Here is a 16,608-nt window from a genome sequence, read left to right as displayed (position 1 = left end):
CTCAAACGTCTCCTTCTAAGCTTTTCAGGTTTTCCGGGAGACCAGCGAAGGTCATCTTCACTCCATCAGATGGCGGGCAGCGCCCCGCCACCGCCCGGACTTGATGGAGACCACGATGACCCGCCTTCTCACCGCATCCGCCCTGGCCCTCGCGCTCGTCGGCGCCGTGCCCGCCGCCGCCCTCGCCCAAAGCTACAACGCACCGGCCGGCATCCCGGCTCAAGCAGCACCGGGCACCTCCGTCGAGCAGGGCGCAGGCCACGGCTGGACCGCCGCCACGCCGGGCACCTACGACAGCCTGACCACCGGATCGGTCACGCAGCGGTCGCATCAGAACGGGACGGCCCGCCGCTAACCCGCGGGATGTCGCGACAGGACCGACGAAGCCGGCCCCGCAGCTGCGGGGCCGGCTCGCTTACGTCAGGATTCCCTCAGCCGAATTGCGGAGAGTTTCGTTGCTCCGATGCCAACGGCTCTCGGCTTCAGCTGCAGCCCGTCGTCGAGCCGCAGGTGTCGCACTTCAGGCAGGTCCCGTTGCGCACGAGGGTGAAGTTCGCGCATTCGGGGCAGGATTCGCCGACATAGCCCTTCATCTTCGCCTCGGCCCGGCGGTCGGCAGCCGTACGCTCGGGCTTGGCGAAGGGAAGTGCGTCGACGAGGGCCTCGGCCTTGCCGGCGAGAACCGGGTCGAGCTTCAGCGCGGTCGAACCCCGCATGGCGTGGACCGTGCCGCCGGCTGGGGCGCTCAGGCCGGTGGAGGCGGCTGCGACTCCGGTGACGGCGCCGGCCGGGCCGCCGTGGATCAGCGTGAGCCGGTCGGCCGAGCCGCGCAGCAGGCCGCGGGAGACCACGCTGGAGGCGGCGGGGCCGGGCTTGCCCGCCTCGCGGGTGGTGTCGCTCTCGCCACCGCCGAGGACGGTCGAGCCGATCTCGGACGGATTGACGTGGGCGAGGTCCGAACGACCGAGATACGAGATCGCCAGTTCGCGAAACACGTAGTCGAGGAGCGAGGTGGCGTTCTTGATCGCGTCGTTGCCCTGCACGAAGCCCGAGGGGTCGAACCGGGTGAAGGTGAAGGCCTCGACGTATTCCTCGAGCGGCACGCCGTACTGGAGGCCGAGGGAGATCGCGATGGCGAAGTTGTTCATCAGCGAGCGGAAGGCGGCGCCCTCCTTGTGCATGTCGATGAAGATCTCGCCGAGGCGCCCGTCGTCGTACTCGCCGGTACGCAGGTAGACCTTATGGCCGCCGACCACGGCCTTCTGGGTGTAGCCTTTCCGCCGGTCGGGCATCTTTTCGCGGGAGCGGATGTGCTCGATGCGCTCGATGACACGCTCAACGATGCGCTCGGCGGCGATCGTCGCCTTCGCGGCGGCGGGCGCCTGGATCAGGGCCTCGACCGCATCCTCCTCGTCGTCCTCGTCGGCGATCAGCGCTGAGTTCAGCGGCTGCGACAGCTTGGAGCCGTCGCGGTAGAGGGCGTTGGCCTTGAGCGCCAGGGTCCAGGACAGGCGGTAGGCCGCCTTGCAATCCTCGACCGTGGCGTCGTTCGGCATGTTGATGGTCTTGGAGATAGCCCCCGATATGAAGGGCTGCGCCGCCGCCATCATGCGGATGTGGCTATCGACCGAGAGGTAGCGCTTGCCGGTACGGCCGCAGGGATTGGCGCAGTCGAACACGGAGTAGTGTTCGAGCTTGAGGAAGGGTGCGCCCTCCAGCGTCATCGCCCCGCAGATGTGGATGTTGGCCGCCTCGATGTCCTTCTTCGAGTAGCCGAGGAACGGCAGCAGCTCGAAGGTCGGATCCGTGAGCTTCTCCTCGGGCACCTTCAGCGTGTCCCGCAAAAAGTCGTCGCCGAGGTTCCAGCGGTTGAAGACGAACTTGATGTCGAAGGCCGATTTCAGGCCGCCCTCGATCGCCTTGATCTTGTCGTCCGTGAATCCCTTGGCGCGCAGCGAACCGGGGTTGATCGCCGGAGCCTGGCCCATGGAGCCGTGGCCGACGGCGTAGGCTTCGATCTCGGCAATATCGCTCTCGCGATAGCCGAGCGAGCGGAGCGCATCGGGGGCGGCCCGGTTGATGATCTTGAAGTAGCCGCCGCCGGCCAGCTTCTTGAACTTCACCAGGGCGAAGTCGGGCTCGATGCCGGTGGTGTCGCAATCCATCACGAGGCCGATCGTGCCGGTGGGCGCGATGACGGTGGCCTGGGCGTTGCGGTAGCCGTGGGCTTCGCCGAGGGACAACGCACGATCCCAAGCCGCACGGGCATGGTCGCCGAGGTCGCCCTGCGGGATGTTGGCGTGGTCGAGCGGGACGGGCGCGATCGAGAGAAACTCGTAGCCCTCCGCCTCGCCATGCGCCGCGCGGCGATGGTTGCGGATGACCTTGAGCATCGCGTCGGCATTGTCCTCGTAGGCCGCGAACGGCCCGAGCTCGGCCGCGATCTCGGCGGAGGTGGCGTAGCTGACGCCCGTCATGATCGCGGTGAGCGCGCCAGCGAGCGCCCGGCCCTTATCGGAATCGTAGCCGAGGCCCATGGTCATCAGCAGGCCGCCGATATTGGCGTAGCCGAGGCCCAGCGTCCGGTACTTGTAGGACAGCTCCGCGATCTCCTTCGACGGAAACTGCGCCATCATCACCGAGATCTCGAGCACCACCGTCCAGAGGCGGTTGAGATGCTCGAAGGCCTCGACGTCGAAGCGCTTCGAGGCGCGGTCGTACATCGTCAGCAGGTTGGCCGAGGCCAGGTTGCAGGCGGTGTCGTCGAGGAACATGTACTCGGAGCACGGGTTCGACGCCCGGATCCTGCCGCCCGACGGGCAGGTGTGCCAGTCGTTCATCGTGGTGTTGAAGTGCAGGCCCGGATCGGCCGACTGCCAGGCCGCCTCGCCGATCTTCTCCCAAAGGTGGCGGGCGTCGACTTCACGCGTCTTCGACGAGTTGCGCTCCTTGAGCTGCCACTTTCCGCCGGCATCCACCGCGCGCAAGAAGTCGTCCGTCAGCGAGACGGAGTTGTTGGAATTCTGGCCGGCCACCGTGAGGTAGGCTTCCGAGTCCCAGTCGGTGTCGTAGACGGGGAAGTCGATCTTGGTGAAGCCCTGACGCGCGAACTGCACGACGCGCTTGGTGTAGCCATCGGGCACCATCGCCTTGCGGGCAGCCTTGATCTCGCGCTTGAGGGCCGGGTTGCGCTCGGGGTCGAAGCAGGCGTCGCCCTCGGCCTCGCACTGGGTGCAGGCCTTCATCACCGCGGTAAGGTGCTTCGAGACGACCTTCGAACCGGTGACGAGGGCGGCGACCTTCTGCTCCTCCTTCACCTTCCAGTCGATGAAGGCCTCGATGTCCGGGTGGTCGATGTCGACGATGACCATCTTGGCCGCGCGGCGTGTGGTGCCGCCGGACTTGATCGCGCCGGCCGCCCGGTCGCCGATCTTGAGGAAGCTCATCAGGCCCGACGACTTGCCGCCGCCGCCGAGTTTTTCGTTCTCGCCCCGCAGCATGGAGAAGTTCGAGCCGGTGCCGGAGCCGTACTTGAACAGGCGCGCCTCACGCACCCACAGGTCCATGATGCCGCCCTCGTTCACGAGGTCGTCCTGGACGCCCTGGATGAAGCAGGCATGCGGCTGCGGGTGCTCGTAGCTCGATGCCGACTTCGTCAGCTCGCCGGTGCGGTAGTCGCAGTAATAGTGGCCCTGGCTCGGGCCATCGATGCCGTAGGCCCAATGCAGGCCGGTGTTGAACCATTGCGGCGAATTCGGCGCGACCATCTGGCGGGCGAGCATGAAGCGCAGCTCGTCCATGAACGCGGCGGCGTCCTCTTCCGAGGTGAAGTAGCCGCCCTTCCAGCCCCAGTAGGTCCAGCAGCCGGCCAGCCGATCGAACACCTGCGTGGAGGTGATCTCGGAGCCGACACGCTCGGCCTCGGGCAGCTCGGCCAGCGCCGCCTCGTCGGCGACGGAGCGCCAGAGGAAGGAGGGGACGGAATTCTCCTCGACCTTCTTCAGCCGCGCGGGCACGCCGGCCTTGCGAAAATACTTCTGCGCCAGCACGTCGGCGGCGACCTGGCTCCAGCTCTCGGGAACCGAGATGCCGTCGAGCCGGAACACGACCGAACCGTCGGGGTTGCGGATCTCGCTCACCGCCTCGCGGAACGGAATCGTCGCGTAGGGGGACTGGCCTGCCGTGGTGTAGCGCCGCTCGAACCGCATGAATCGCTTCTCCCTGGACGCGCAGGGCGCGCCCCGCCGACGACCCCGTCGGCATGGCTTGAACACATGAGACAATCGCCCGGCCGGACAACGGATTCGGCAGCAAATGCAGAGATTTGCCGAACCTCGCCGCGACATGCGTGCGGGGGGTGCGTACCCCGCTCCGCGCCGTCCGAAGCGTTGACCGGACCCTAACGCTGGGGCACGCGGCTCGTCAACAACTGGTGCTTTGCCGGCTGGTTGCCCCAAGATGTAGTGTTTTGCGCACCAAAATCTGTGGAAAACCCCGGCGTCGCGCTAAGTGCCGATCCGGCCTCGCCGATTGCCCGGCATAAAATTTTTGCTCCACAGCCTCCCTGGCAAGTGCCGCGTCGGAGACCTCGCTCGAACCGTCGGAATGTGGCGGACGTGTCGCACATGCAGCAGTTGGCGGGGCCAGGACCGGGGGCTGTCGCCGCCTGCCCGGGCCGTCCGCCACGCTGGACTTGAGCAGGGGCCCCGCTCATAAGAGCGGCGCCGACGGCAGGCCCGCGCGCCGCGACGAGGAACCATGGCCCTCAAGGACACGCTGCTTCGCATCTTCACCTGGTGGAACGGTCAGACCGTTTCGCTGGCCATCATGACCGCGCGCAGCGGTCAGTTCGTCGGCGCGGACGAGTTCGGCAACAAGTACTACAAGGCGCTCGGTCCCCTGATCGACCGATCGGTCGGCCCGGAGCGGCGCTGGGTGATCTACAACGGCTATGCCGACGCCTCGAAGGTGCCGCCCGGCTGGCGCGGCTGGCTCTGCCACAACGGCGACATCCCCCCGAGCGAGGAAGACTATCAACCCCGCGAATGGCAGAAGGCCCACGTCGCGAATACGACAGGCACCTCCGAGGCCTATCGGCCGAGGGGGTCGCAGCTCTCGCGGGGAGCGCGTCCCGCCGCGACCGGCGATTACGTGCCGTGGTCGCCGGGGGAATAGACGCCCCGGCCTGATCCCGCTCCGCATCGTTCCTGTCCGCGAACCGTTGCAAGCGTCGCGGAGCGCTGCTCAAGCCGCCCTTTTTCCACCAAGCTTCCCGTGTCCATAGCGCCCCATGCCGGCGCAGCTCCGGCCTCACGCCCAGCACAGTTTCGAGAGGGGCGCGCCTTGAGCCGCAGATCCGCACGCTTTCTTCGTCCCGCCGCCCTGGTGCTGGCGGCCCTCGGCCTCGCCGTGGGTCCCGCGCAAGCCGACAAGATCAAGAATCCGACCGCCGTCTTCTCCGGCCTTGACAAGATCACCGGCCGGATCGTGTCGTTCGAGGTCGCCGTCGACGAGACCGTGCAGTTCGGTGCGCTGCAGCTGACGCCGCGGGTCTGCTATTCGCGCCCGCCCACCGAGACGCCGAAGACCACGGCCTTCCTCGAGGTCGACGAGGTCACCCTCGACAACAAGTATCGCCGCATCTTCACGGGCTGGATGTTCGCCTCGAGCCCCGGCCTCCACGCCATCGAGCACCCGATCTACGACGTCTGGCTCGTCGATTGTAAGGGCGGCACCGACGTGATCGCCGAGCTCAAGGAGCAGGAGGACACGCCGGCGCTCGCCTCCCGCACCGACAAGAAGAAACGCGACAAGGCGGGCGACCCGACGAAGGCGACGGCCCAAGTCAACCAGCAGGGCCAGGTCGACGTCGAAGGTCCGCGCGGCGTGCCGGTGCAGCCCAAGCAGAAGCCGTCCCGAAAATTCTTCCCGACGAACGAAGGCCCGGGTCCGGCCCCCCCGCCGCAGCGCGAAGAGACGATCTTCGACCGGATCTTTCGCTGAGGCATCAAAGCGTGCTGCCGTTTCACAGAAACGGCAGCACGCTTTGCGTTATCGCGATCGCATGATGGTTTCGGAAAACCGGATTCCACTTTTCCGCATCATGCTTCAAGCCGCGATCCTGCCGCGCGCGCTCATGAACGGGCCGACCGGCGCGCGGGCGGCTGCGAACGAGCCGAGCCCGATCGGCTTCGGCATGCCGAGATAGATCGCCTCCATCCCGCCGGACCGCCGATAGGTCTCGTGCCAGAAGCCGGAGCCGGCGGGATCCTTCGCGAATCGACTCCACCAGCCCTTGTGCGGCTCCGAGCGGGTGAAGGCCTCGAGGCTCTCGAAATCCCGCCAGTACTGCCGCATGCCGACGTGGTTGAGGGCATAGAGCACGCTCTCGTGCGCCAGCAGCCCGTCGGGCTTTTCGCGGTTCAGATCTCCGAGCCGGCGGCCGATGCCGAGGAGTGCTTTCAGGCCGCGCCAGGTGGTCACCCGGAAGCCGAGATAGACCACCACGAGATCGGGATAGCCGCCGAGATCGACGGAGATTCGTCCGGGGCCGATAGGCGGGGCTTTTGGGTCCGTCTGGTCCGTCATGGCCGCGTCTCCTGCCGAGGCGGTCAGCATAGGCGCAATGCCGATCGTGTGGGCAAGTTCCTCGCCGGCAGCCGGCCAGTGGAGCGCTCCACCGCACTGGCCGTCCTTCAAAGGCGGAACGGCCCAATCACGGCCGCTCGGAGGCGAGTGCCGCAAGGGCCTGGGCCCCACCGACACCCCGGTCGCAGGGCCAGATCGCCCAGTCCGCCTCCTGCGCCACCGCCTCGTTCAGGCGGCGCTTGTAGATGTGGCGCGGCACTTCCTCGACGCCGAACTGGCCGAGATGGTCGGTGAGGAACTGGGTGTCGGCCAGCTGATAGCCGCCGGCGCGCAGCCGCGCGACGAGGTGGACGAGGGCCACCTTCGAGGCGTCGCTGACCTCGTGGAACATGCTCTCGCCGAAGAAGGCCGCACCCAGCGAGACGCCATAGAGGCCGCCGACCAGCCGGCCCTCGCTGTAGACCTCGACCGTGTGGCAGCGGCCGGCATCGAACAGCGCGCCGTAGAGATCGCGGATCCGAGCGTTGATCCAGGTCCGGGCGGTGTCGCGCCTGGGTGCGGCGCAACCCGAGATCACCGCCTCGAAATCGCGGTCCGAGACCACCTCGAACACGTCCGAGCGCACGGTGCGGGCAAGACGCCGGGGTACGTGGAAGCGGTCGAGCGGTAGGACTCCGCGGGCGCGGGGCTCGACCCAGTAGATCGTCGGATCGTCCGCGTCCTCGGCCATCGGAAAGATGCCGGCGGCATAGGCCTTCAGCAGGATGTCCGGCGTGATGTCCACGGGAGTGCGATCGTGCATCCCCCGTTCTCGCGCGCCGAGCCTGCGAACGCCAGCCGCCTCAGACGCCGTCCAGGCCGACGGTCTCCAGAAACCCTTCGAGCCAGTGGATGTCGTAGAGGCCGTTCTGGACATCGGCGTTGCGCACCAGCGTGCGGAACAGCGGCAGCGTGGTGTCGACGCCGTCGACGACGAACTCATCGAGCGCCCGGCGCAGACGCATCAGGCACTCGTTGCGGGTGCGGCCGTGCACGATGAGCTTGCCGATCAGCGAATCGTAGTGCGGCGGGATGCGGTAGCCCTGGAACACCGCGGAATCGACGCGCACGCCGAGGCCGCCCGGCGGGTGGAAATAGGTGATCAGGCCGGGAGAGGGCCGGAAGGTCGAGGGGTGCTCGGCATTGATCCGGCACTCGATGGCGTGGCCGGTGACGTGGATGTCCGACTGGCCGACCGAGAGCGGATTGCCGGCCGCGACCCGGATCTGCTCGTTGACGAGGTCGATGCCGGTGATCATCTCCGTGACCGGATGCTCGACCTGGATCCGGGTATTCATCTCGATGAAGTAGAAGCGCCCGTCCTCGTAGAGGAACTCGATGGTGCCGGCGCCGAGATAGCTCAGCTCCTGCATGGCCTTGGCGCAGATGCCGCCGATTTCGGCGCGCATCTCGGCGTTGAGCGCGGGCGAGCCGCCCTCTTCCCAAACCTTCTGGTGGCGGCGCTGCAGCGAGCAGTCGCGCTCGGCCAGATGGATGGCATTGCCCCGGCCGTCGCCGAGGATCTGAACCTCGATGTGGCGCGGCTTCTCCAGGTACTTTTCGAGATAGACCGCGTCGTCGCCGAAGGCGGCCTTGGCCTCGGTACGGGCCATGTTCAGCGCCTCTTCGAGGTCGGCCTCGGTGCGCGCGACCTTCATGCCGCGCCCGCCGCCGCCCGACGCCGCCTTGACCAGCACCGGATAGCCGATCTCGGCTGCGACCTTCTTCGCCTCGTCGGTGTCGGTGACGCCGCCCTCGGAGCCGGGCACGCAGGGAATGCCGAGGCGCTTGGCCGTGCGCTTCGCCTCGATCTTGTCGCCCATCGTGCGGATATGCTCGGCCTTGGGGCCGATGAAGCCGATATTGTGGTGCCCGAGCACCTCGGCGAAGCGGGCGTTCTCCGAAAGGAAGCCGTAGCCGGGATGCACGGCGTCGGCCCCGGTGATCTCGCAGGCGGCGATGATCGAGGGGATGTTGAGGTAGCTGTCGCGGGCGGCCGGCGGGCCGATGCAGACGCTCTCGTCGGCGAGCCGCACATGCATCGCGTCGGCATCCGCCGTGGAGTGGACGGCGACGGTCGCGATCCCGAGCTCCTTGGCCGCCCGCAGGATGCGCAGTGCGATCTCGCCGCGGTTGGCGATCAGGATCTTGTCGAACATCTTTTCGGACTTACTCAATCACAAGAAGGGCTTCGCCGAATTCCACCGGCGTGCCGTCTTCCACGAAGATCGCCGTGACGGTGCCGGCGCGGGGCGCCACGATGTCGTTGAAGGTCTTCATCGCCTCGATGAGCAGCACCCTGTCGCCGGCCGCGACCTTGGAGCCGACATCGATGAAGGGCTTCGCCTCGGGCGAGGGGCGCAGATAGGCGGTGCCGACCATCGGCGAGGGCACCGCACCGGGATGGGCCGCGCCCTTGGCGGGCACCGCGGGCGTGCCGGGAGCGGAGGCGGCGACCGCCACGGGCGACGGAGCGGCCGCGGCGAGGGGGGCGGGCGCCACCTGCACCGCGATCTGCTCGATCTTGCGGGCGACGCGGATGCGCAGGTCGCCCTTCTCGACCTCGATCTCGGTGAGATCCGTCTCGGCGACCATCTTGGCGAGTTCGCGCACGAGTTCGGGATCGAAGGGTTCGTTCTTGGCCATCGCCTGCCGTCTTATGCGTCGGGTGAAGGGGGCTGACGCCCCTGAAGGAGATGCGCGAGCGCGTCGAGCCCCGCGCGGTAGCTGTAGGCGCCGAATCCGCTGATCACCCCGGCACAGACCGGCGCGATCAGCGAGACATGGCGGAAATCCTCACGGGCATGGACGTTCGAGAGGTGGATCTCGACCGCGGTGACCCTGGAGCCGGTGATCGCATCGCGCAGCGCGATCGAGGTGTGGGTGTAGGCGGCGGCGTTGATCAGCACGCCAGCCCCCGCCTCGCCCGCGTCCTGGACGAACGTCACGAGCTCGCCCTCGTGGTTGGTCTGGCGGAAGGTCAGCGCAAGCCCAAGCTCGCCGGCGCGCGCGACGCAGTCCCGCTCGATCTCCGCGAGGGTGGTCGAGCCGTAGATGCCCGGCTCGCGGCGGCCGAGCAGGTTGAGGTTCGGCCCGTTGAGGACGTGGATGGCGCGCATGGACCCTTAAGGTTGCGGCGGCCGGGCGAAAAAGCGTCCGGCCGGGGCGGAGCCGGTCTTAAACGACCGGCGAAGGCTGCGACAAGGGGACACGCGATCATGTCCCCGTCGCGCGATCGGTCGCGCTCAGCAGCTGGCGTGGCCGCACTGGCGGATGTCGGCGATCGTCTTCTTCATCGGCTCGACGCCGACGGCGCCCGGAAGGATCTCGTCGCCGATGATGAAAGCCGGGGTACCCGACAGGCTGAGCTTGTCGCCGAGACCCATGTTCTCGGCGAGCGCGGCCTTCACCTCGGGGCCGGCGGCGTCCTTCTTCAGCTTCTCCAGATCGAGGCCGAACTCCTTGGCGACGGCGAGCGCGCGCTCCGCGTTGATGCGTCCCTTGCTCTCCAGAAGCTTGACGTGGAAGTCGAACATCTTGTCGCCCTTGAGCTGCTGCTTGGCGGCGAGCGCGATCTTGCTGGCCTCCACCGACTCGTTGCCGAGCACGGGAAAGTCCTTGAGCACGACCTTCAGCTTCGGGTCGCCCTTCATCAGCGTCTGCACGTCGGTGAGCGCCTTGCGGCAATAGCCGCAATTGTAGTCGAAGAACTCGACCACGGTGACGTCGCCTGCCGGGTTGCCCGCCGTGACGCTGTGGGGGGAATCGACGAGGGTGGCGCTCGCCTCCTTGAGGGCGGCGGCCTGCGCGAGCTTCTGGGTCTCCTGCTGGCGGCGCTCGCCCTCGGCGACGGCCTCCTGGAGCACCTCGGGATTCTTCACGAGGTAGTCCTTGACGATCGCCTCGATCCCCTTGCGCTGCGAGTCGGTGAACGCAGCCGCATCCTCGGCCGACACGGAGGAGACGGCACCGAAGGCGACGGCCAGGACGAGGGCAAGCGCGGAGACGGAGCGGAGCAGGGGCATCGATGTCCTCGACGAGATCGGGGCGGGCCTCGCAACGGGCGCTGGGAGGCGGTGCGCTTCGGGTCTTGCGTTAGCGGCGGGGTTAGGCGTTTTCGCGGCGCGTGGTCAAATCACGGGCGCGTCGGCGGATTCGCCGCCGGCCCCGGCAGCGAAGGTCCGTCGCGATGTCCGACGATCCGATCGAGCGCCTGCGCCGGATCTGCCTCGCCCTGCCGGAGGCAAGCGAAAAACGCGCCTGGGGCGACCCGACCTTCCGGGTGCGCGACCGGATCTTCGCGATGCCGAAATCCGGTGACGGCCGCCTCTCGGTCTGGATGAAGGCGCCGCCGCACGCCCAGGAGATCCTGATCGGCGCCGACCCGGCGCGCTTCTTCGCGCCGCCCTATGTCGGCCCCAAGGGCTGGGTCGGCATGCGGCTCGACGCTGCGCCGGACTGGGAGGAGGTGAGGGCACTCGTCACCCGCAGCTACCGGCTGATCGCGCCGAAGCGGTTGGCGGCGCGGGTGGCAAAGTCGGCAATGCGGATTGAGCTTGCCAGCAATGGAATCCCGATCGATCGAGACGCGATGACCAACTCCCAAAAAATCTCGCGGCGCGTCCAGGCCGTGGCGCCGTTCCTGGCGATGGACGTGATGGCCGCCGCTGCCGCGAAAGTGCGGGCCGGCGACAGCGTGATCCGCATGGAGGTCGGCCAGCCCTCGGCCCCTGCCCCGCGGGCGGTGATCGCGGCGGCGCAGTCCGCCCTCGCCGACGGCCGGGTGCCGTACACGGAGGCGCTCGGCATGCCGGCTTTGCGCGAGCGCATCGCCCGGCACTATGCCGAGACTTACGGCGTCGCGGTGGCGCCGGAGCGGGTCGTCGTCACCACGGGCTCGTCGGCGGGGTTCGTGCTCGCCTTCCTGGCGCTGTTCGATGCCGGGGCGCGGGTGGCGGTGCCGCAGCCGGGCTATCCGGCCTATCGCAGCATCCTGCATGCCCTCGACCTCGTGCCGGTACCGCTGGTTCTGCGCCGGGCCGACCGCTTCGCGCCGACGAGCGCGCTGATCCGGGAGGCGGAAAACCTCGACGGGGTGCTGGTGATGAGCCCGGCCAACCCATCCGGCACGGTGATCGCGCCTGCCCGCCTCGCGGAACTCTGCGCCACCACGAAGGCGCTCGGCCTGCCCTTCATCTCGGACGAGATCTATCACGGGCTGAGCTACGGCGTGCCCACCGCCACCGCGCTGCAGTTCGACCCGGACGCGGTCGTCATCAACTCGTTTTCGAAATTCTACTGCATGACCGGCTGGCGCGTCGGCTGGATGGTGGTGCCCGAGACCCTGGTCCGCCCGATCGAGCGGCTGGCCCAGAACCTCTACATCTCGGCACCGTATCTCTCGCAGGTGGCGGCGCTGACGGCCTTCGATACCCTCGACGCGATCGGCGCGATCCGCGACGGCTACGCCGAAAACCGGAAAATCCTGCTCGACGCGCTGCCGGGCCTCGGCCTCGGCGAGGCGCATCCCGTCGACGGGGCCTTCTACCTCTACGCCGATGTCGGGCGGCTCACGGACGACGCCACCGCATTCTGCCGCCGGATGCTCGACGAGGCGGGGGTGGCGGCGACGCCGGGTCTCGATTTCGACCCGGCGCAAGGCCACCATCACGTCCGATTCTCGTTCGCCGGCTCCCAGGGCGAGTGCACCGAGGCCGTGCGGCGATTGCGGGCGTGGTTGTGCTAGACGCGACGGGAAACAGTGAAGACGACGAAGCCGTCGGCTCCGGCGTCACAGCCCCCTCGATCGCGTCCGCTCAGGCGGCCATCCGGCCCGTCACACCGTTGCCGCTGACACGGACGGCCTCGGTGCAGGTGGCGTCGAACGCGGTGAAGGCGGTCGAGGCCTTGTCCCAGTCCGAAGCGCGCACGCTGTCGACCATGAGACGGGCCTGACGGCCGGCTTCGGCGAGCATGTTGCGAAGAGCCATGTCGAGTCCGGATTCCACTGCCGCGTCCGCACCGGGGCGCTGGGCCGCGGCGGCGTCGGCCGGCGCGAGACCGACGAGGAGTCCGGCGAGGCCGCGTTTCCAGGTGGCGAGATCGGAGGGCAGCCGCGCGACGAGCGTGCCGGCCTTGTCGGCCTCGTCGCCGATCAACATGGCGCGGCTCGCCGTCTCCAGGCCGACGAGGCGGGTGATCGCGGCGGAGATTTCCGTACGGGCCTTGTCGGTGCCGGCGGCGATGCGCTCGACGCTGGACGAAATCTCGCCGGTGGCCTGCTGCTGCTGGTCCATGACGTCGGCGAGGGCGCGCATCTCGGCGGCCGCCTCGGCGACGGCACCGCTCTCGGATTCGACCCGGAGATTGGCGCGCTGCACGGCGCCGGCACCGGCGGCGACGGCTTCGCGGGTATGGGCCACGGTATCGCGCATGGTCGTGAGCTCGCCGCGCAGGCCGTCGAGACGGGTGCGGATCTCCTCGGTCGCCTTGGCGGTCTGACCCGACAATGCCTTCACCTCGCCGGCGACGACCGCGAAGCCGCGACCGGCCTCGCCGGCGCGGGCCGCTTCGATGGTGGCGTTGAGCGCCAGCAGATTGGTCTGGGCCGAGATGCTGGCGATGGCGGTGGCCATCTCCTCGATCTGCGCGGCCGCCCGCTCGAAGGCGGTGAGGCAGCCGGCGATCTTGGCCGAATGGGTCTCGATGGCGCCCATGCGGGCACCGGCCTGCGCGATGTCGCCGGCACAATCGGAGATGCCGGCGCGGGCGCGCTCGGCGGTGGCGGCGGCCTTCTGCGAGCGCGCGGCGATCTCGGCGGTCGAGACCGCAACCTCCTCGCTCGCGGCGGCGATGGTACGAGCTTGGTCGGCGATCTGCACAGCGTCGTGGGTGAGCCAGCCGATCGCGGTACCGGCCTCGGAAGCGTCGGCGGCAATCCCCGCCTGACGGCGCAGGAGATCCATGTCGATGGCGACGGGCGCCGGCTCGACGATCACGGCCGGCGCAACGAGAGACACGAGCGTAGAGGCGGTTACGGCGTCCACACTGACGCGAGACTTGCGGAATCGTCCGAGCATTGTGGTGGAGTCCCCCCGCAAGCCGCAGAAACCGGCTCGACAGCGCCCACCATTAAACCACAGATGCAAAGCGCTGGTTAACGCAACTTGTCGGGACGCCTTCGGCAATAGCCAACGGATGCTGCACCGCAGAAACAACTTAGGTTGCGAAATACATGCGCATGCCCGCGATCCCGGTTCGGAGGAAGATCCGATACTTGGGTGATGGGGCGGTCGCGACAGAACGAAGCCGCCGAACCGAATGTTTCGGTGCGACGGCCTTGGAATCTCTCAGGTCCCGACGGCGAACCGGGATCCGGTTCGCCGGGAAGGGCTTACTCGCCGGTCAGGGCGGCCTTCGTGCGCGACCACCAGCCGGCACGCTTCGGACGGTCCGGATCGATCGGAGTCAGGACCACGGCGACCGGCTCCGGCGCGGGCTGATACACGGGGACCGGCTGCGGCTCGGCCTCCGGAGAGGCCAGGGCAGGCTCGACCGGCAGATCGACGGCATCCTGGATCGGAGCGTCGGCCTGCGCGGCCGGTTCCGCGTCGGCGCCATTGGCCACGGGCTCTTGATGCACCGGCTCCTGGGCAGCCTCGGCGGAGACGGCCATGACCGTCTCGGCACTGACCGGCTCCTCGGCGGCGGCGACATCGCCGGACTCTGACTCCTCCGATCCGTTGTCGTCACCCCGGTCGGCGCGGCCACGTCCGCCACGCTCGCGCTCGCGCCCACGGCCACCGCGGCGGCCACGGCGGCGGCGGCGTCCTGCGCCGTCGCCGTCAGCGTCGGTCGCGGTCTCGTCGCGGTCGGCATTCGCCGCGACTCCGGTCTCACCGATCTCGGCGTCGCTCCCCTCGTCGGAGCCGGCTTCGATCTCGTCGGACGCTTCGCCGGACTCGTCCGACTCGTCGCCCTCGCGGCCGTTCTCCTCGTCGGACCCGGTGCGGCCGCCGCGACGGCGACGACGGCGACGACGGCGACGGCCGTTCTCGTCGCTCGATTCGTCGCCGGCCTCGCGGGTCTCCGCGCCGTCCTTCGCCTCAATCTCGGTCTCGACCTCTGTCTCCTCCGCGACCTCGTCCTCGATCTCGTCGTCCTCGGCTTCGTAGACCGGAGAGATGGCGAGGGCGCGCACGCCCGTGACCGGCCCTGCCGCCTTCACGGCGAGTTCGCCGCGCTCCAGCAGGTAAGGCGAGCTCGCCACGAGACTGTCGTCGGCGGCGATGGTGACGGTGACGCCGAAGCGCATCTCAAGCTCGTGCAGATGCGCGCGCTTCTGGTTGAGGATGTAGAGGCAGGCTTCCGTGCGGGTGCGGAGCACAAGGTTGTGGGTCGCGCTCTTGACCAGCGCCTCCTCGATCGAGCGCAGGGTGTGGAGCGCCACCGACGAGGTGGCCCGCACGTAGCCCGAGCCGCCGCAATGCGGGCACTGGATCGACGAGGATTCGAGCACGCCGGCACGGATGCGCTGACGGCTCATCTCCAGGAGGCCGAAGGGCGAGATCCGGCCGACCTGGATGCGGGCGCGGTCGTTCTTGAGGGCCTCGTTGAGGCGCTTCTCGACGGCGCGGTTGTTGCGCTTTTCCTCCATGTCGATGAAGTCGATCACGACGAGGCCGGCGAGGTCGCGCAGGCGCACCTGGCGGGCGACCTCGTCGGCCGCCTCGAGGTTCGTCTTGAGTGCGGTATCCTCGATGTCGTGCTCGCGGGTGGCGCGCCCGGAATTCACGTCGACCGAGACCAGCGCCTCGGTCGGGTTGATGACGAGGTAGCCACCAGAGCGCAGGGTGACGTGGGTCGAGAACATCGCGTCGAGCTGCTGCTCGATGCCGTAGCGCGTGAACATCGGCGTCGCGTCGGTATAGGGCTTCACTACCTTGGAGGAGGTGGGCATCAGCATCCGCATGAAGTCCTTGGCCTCGCGGTAGGCGTCGGCGCCCGCGACCAGGACCTCCTCGAGTTCCTTATTGTAGAGATCGCGGATCGCCCGCTTGATCAGCGACCCCTCCTCGTAGACCAGCGCCGGCGCGGTCGAGGACAGCGTCAGCTCCCGCACGCTCTCCCAGAGCCGCATCAGGTACTCGAAGTCGCGCTTGATCTCGGGCTTGGTGCGCGAGGCGCCGGCCGTGCGCAGGATGATCCCCATGCCCTCCGGCACGTCGAGATCGGCCACGACCTCCTTCAGGCGCTTGCGGTCGGCCGCCGAGGTGATCTTGCGGGAGATGCCGCCGCCACGACCCGTATTCGGCATCAGCACGGAGTAGCGGCCGGCGAGCGACAGGTAGGTGGTGAGCGCCGCGCCCTTGGTGCCGCGCTCTTCCTTGACGACCTGGACCAGGATGATCTGGCGGCGCTTGATCACCTCTTGGATCTTGTAGTGACGACGATAGGCGCGGGGACGCTCGGGGATTTCGGCCATCGCATCGCCGGCGCCGCCGGTCTGCGCGACGCGGGGCTCGCCGTCCTCGTCGACGGAATCGTCATCCTCGTCGGAATCGTCCTCGTCTTCGTCTTCGTCGTCCTCCGAATCCTCGTCGGAATCGTCGTCCTCGTCTTCATCCGCGTCGGCGTCGTGCTCGTCCTCTTCCTCGGAGACGTGCGCATCGGACTCGGCCTCGGTCGGCGCCGCCGCGATGGCTGGCTCGGCATCGGCTTCGGCCGGATGCGGCGCCTCGGAGATGGCGGCAACGTCGGCGGGCTCCGGCGATGGCTCGTCGGCAGACGTCTCTGCGGGCGCGTCGTCCGTACGGTCGGCGGCGTCGAGGACGCCAGGCGGCAGTTCCGAAGCGTCGCCGCTGACGCCCGGCTCGTGCGCCGTCGCGTCGGACCGCGCCTCGTCGGCGTGATTCGCGTCATGCTCCCCGGAGGCCGGCGCGTGCTCGTCCTCGGCGCTGACCGATTCGTCGGTCTTGGCGG

General features: G+C 68.4%; 13 protein-coding genes and 1 pseudogene. 5 read left to right on the top strand and 9 right to left on the bottom strand.

The genetic code is table 11. The annotated features are described in order from the left end of the window. The first annotated feature begins 115 nt into the window (after positions 1-115). Complete coding sequence (locus tag FV217_RS09265; RefSeq protein WP_147816907.1) at positions 116-355, top strand: hypothetical protein; 240 nt, start codon at positions 116-118, stop codon at positions 353-355. Between the two features lie 127 nt (positions 356-482). Here the strand turns inward: FV217_RS09265 and FV217_RS09260 are convergent, their stop codons facing one another. After that, complete coding sequence (locus FV217_RS09260; protein WP_147816906.1) at positions 483-4,208, bottom strand: vitamin B12-dependent ribonucleotide reductase; 3,726 nt, start codon at positions 4,206-4,208, stop codon at positions 483-485. A gap of 550 nt (positions 4,209-4,758) precedes the next feature. Between FV217_RS09260 and FV217_RS09255 the strand changes: the two genes are divergently transcribed. Together FV217_RS09255 and FV217_RS09250 are read left to right on the top strand one after the other, a co-directional pair. Continuing rightward, on the top strand, positions 4,759-5,175 hold the full coding sequence (locus tag FV217_RS09255) for an NADH:ubiquinone oxidoreductase subunit NDUFA12 (RefSeq protein ID WP_147816905.1): 417 nt from the start codon (positions 4,759-4,761) through the stop codon (positions 5,173-5,175). Between the two features lie 207 nt (positions 5,176-5,382). Beyond that, positions 5,383-6,003 (top strand): DUF2155 domain-containing protein, encoded by a 621-nt coding sequence (locus FV217_RS09250; protein WP_238232528.1) that lies wholly within the window; start codon positions 5,383-5,385, stop codon positions 6,001-6,003. 105 nt (positions 6,004-6,108) lie between these two features. Here the strand turns inward: FV217_RS09250 and FV217_RS09245 are convergent, their stop codons facing one another. The 6 genes from FV217_RS09245 to FV217_RS09220 form a co-directional block, all read right to left on the bottom strand. Continuing rightward, on the bottom strand, positions 6,109-6,588 hold the full coding sequence (locus FV217_RS09245) for a DUF4188 domain-containing protein (protein WP_147816903.1): 480 nt from the start codon (positions 6,586-6,588) through the stop codon (positions 6,109-6,111). Positions 6,589-6,715: 127 nt separating this feature from the next. Continuing rightward, complete coding sequence (gene aat / locus FV217_RS09240) at positions 6,716-7,390, bottom strand: leucyl/phenylalanyl-tRNA--protein transferase (RefSeq protein ID WP_147816902.1); 675 nt, start codon at positions 7,388-7,390, stop codon at positions 6,716-6,718. 40 nt (positions 7,391-7,430) lie between these two features. Further along, positions 7,431-8,786, bottom strand: a complete 1,356-nt coding sequence (gene accC, locus FV217_RS09235) for an acetyl-CoA carboxylase biotin carboxylase subunit (RefSeq protein WP_147816901.1) — start codon at positions 8,784-8,786, stop codon at positions 7,431-7,433. Positions 8,787-8,796: 10 nt separating this feature from the next. After that, complete coding sequence (gene accB, locus FV217_RS09230) at positions 8,797-9,273, bottom strand: acetyl-CoA carboxylase biotin carboxyl carrier protein (RefSeq protein WP_147816900.1); 477 nt, start codon at positions 9,271-9,273, stop codon at positions 8,797-8,799. 11 nt (positions 9,274-9,284) lie between these two features. After that, the gene (gene aroQ / locus FV217_RS09225; RefSeq protein ID WP_147816899.1) at positions 9,285-9,746 is read right to left on the bottom strand and encodes a type II 3-dehydroquinate dehydratase; all 462 of its coding nucleotides are present in this window, start codon (positions 9,744-9,746) and stop codon (positions 9,285-9,287) included. Positions 9,747-9,872: 126 nt separating this feature from the next. After that, the gene (locus FV217_RS09220) at positions 9,873-10,652 is read right to left on the bottom strand and encodes a DsbA family protein (RefSeq protein ID WP_147816898.1); all 780 of its coding nucleotides are present in this window, start codon (positions 10,650-10,652) and stop codon (positions 9,873-9,875) included. A gap of 164 nt (positions 10,653-10,816) precedes the next feature. On the opposite strand from FV217_RS09220, the pseudogene FV217_RS23365 reads away from it, so the two are divergent. Both FV217_RS23365 and FV217_RS09215 read left to right on the top strand, forming a co-directional pair. Continuing rightward, positions 10,817-11,116, top strand: a pseudogene (locus FV217_RS23365) (MmcQ/YjbR family DNA-binding protein); the annotation flags it as partial. Positions 11,117-11,218: 102 nt separating this feature from the next. Next, a complete protein-coding gene (locus tag FV217_RS09215) occupies positions 11,219-12,373 on the top strand; it encodes an aminotransferase class I/II-fold pyridoxal phosphate-dependent enzyme (RefSeq protein ID WP_238232527.1) in 1,155 nt (384 codons plus the stop codon). Between the two features lie 70 nt (positions 12,374-12,443). Here the strand turns inward: FV217_RS09215 and FV217_RS09210 are convergent, their stop codons facing one another. Further along, entirely contained in the window at positions 12,444-13,646 is a 1,203-nt protein-coding gene (locus tag FV217_RS09210) for a methyl-accepting chemotaxis protein (RefSeq protein ID WP_246682747.1), read from the bottom strand. Positions 13,647-14,020: 374 nt separating this feature from the next. Continuing rightward, positions 14,021-16,608: ribonuclease E/G (locus FV217_RS09205; protein ID WP_147816895.1), on the bottom strand; the 2,588-nt coding region annotated here is incomplete at its 5' end.

The sequence above is a fragment of the Methylobacterium sp. WL9 genome (assembly GCF_008040035.1).
Classification (GTDB): domain Bacteria; phylum Pseudomonadota; class Alphaproteobacteria; order Rhizobiales; family Beijerinckiaceae; genus Methylobacterium; species Methylobacterium thuringiense.
Note: the sequence above shows the minus strand (reverse complement) of the source record. Positions and strands in the feature narration are given on the sequence as shown.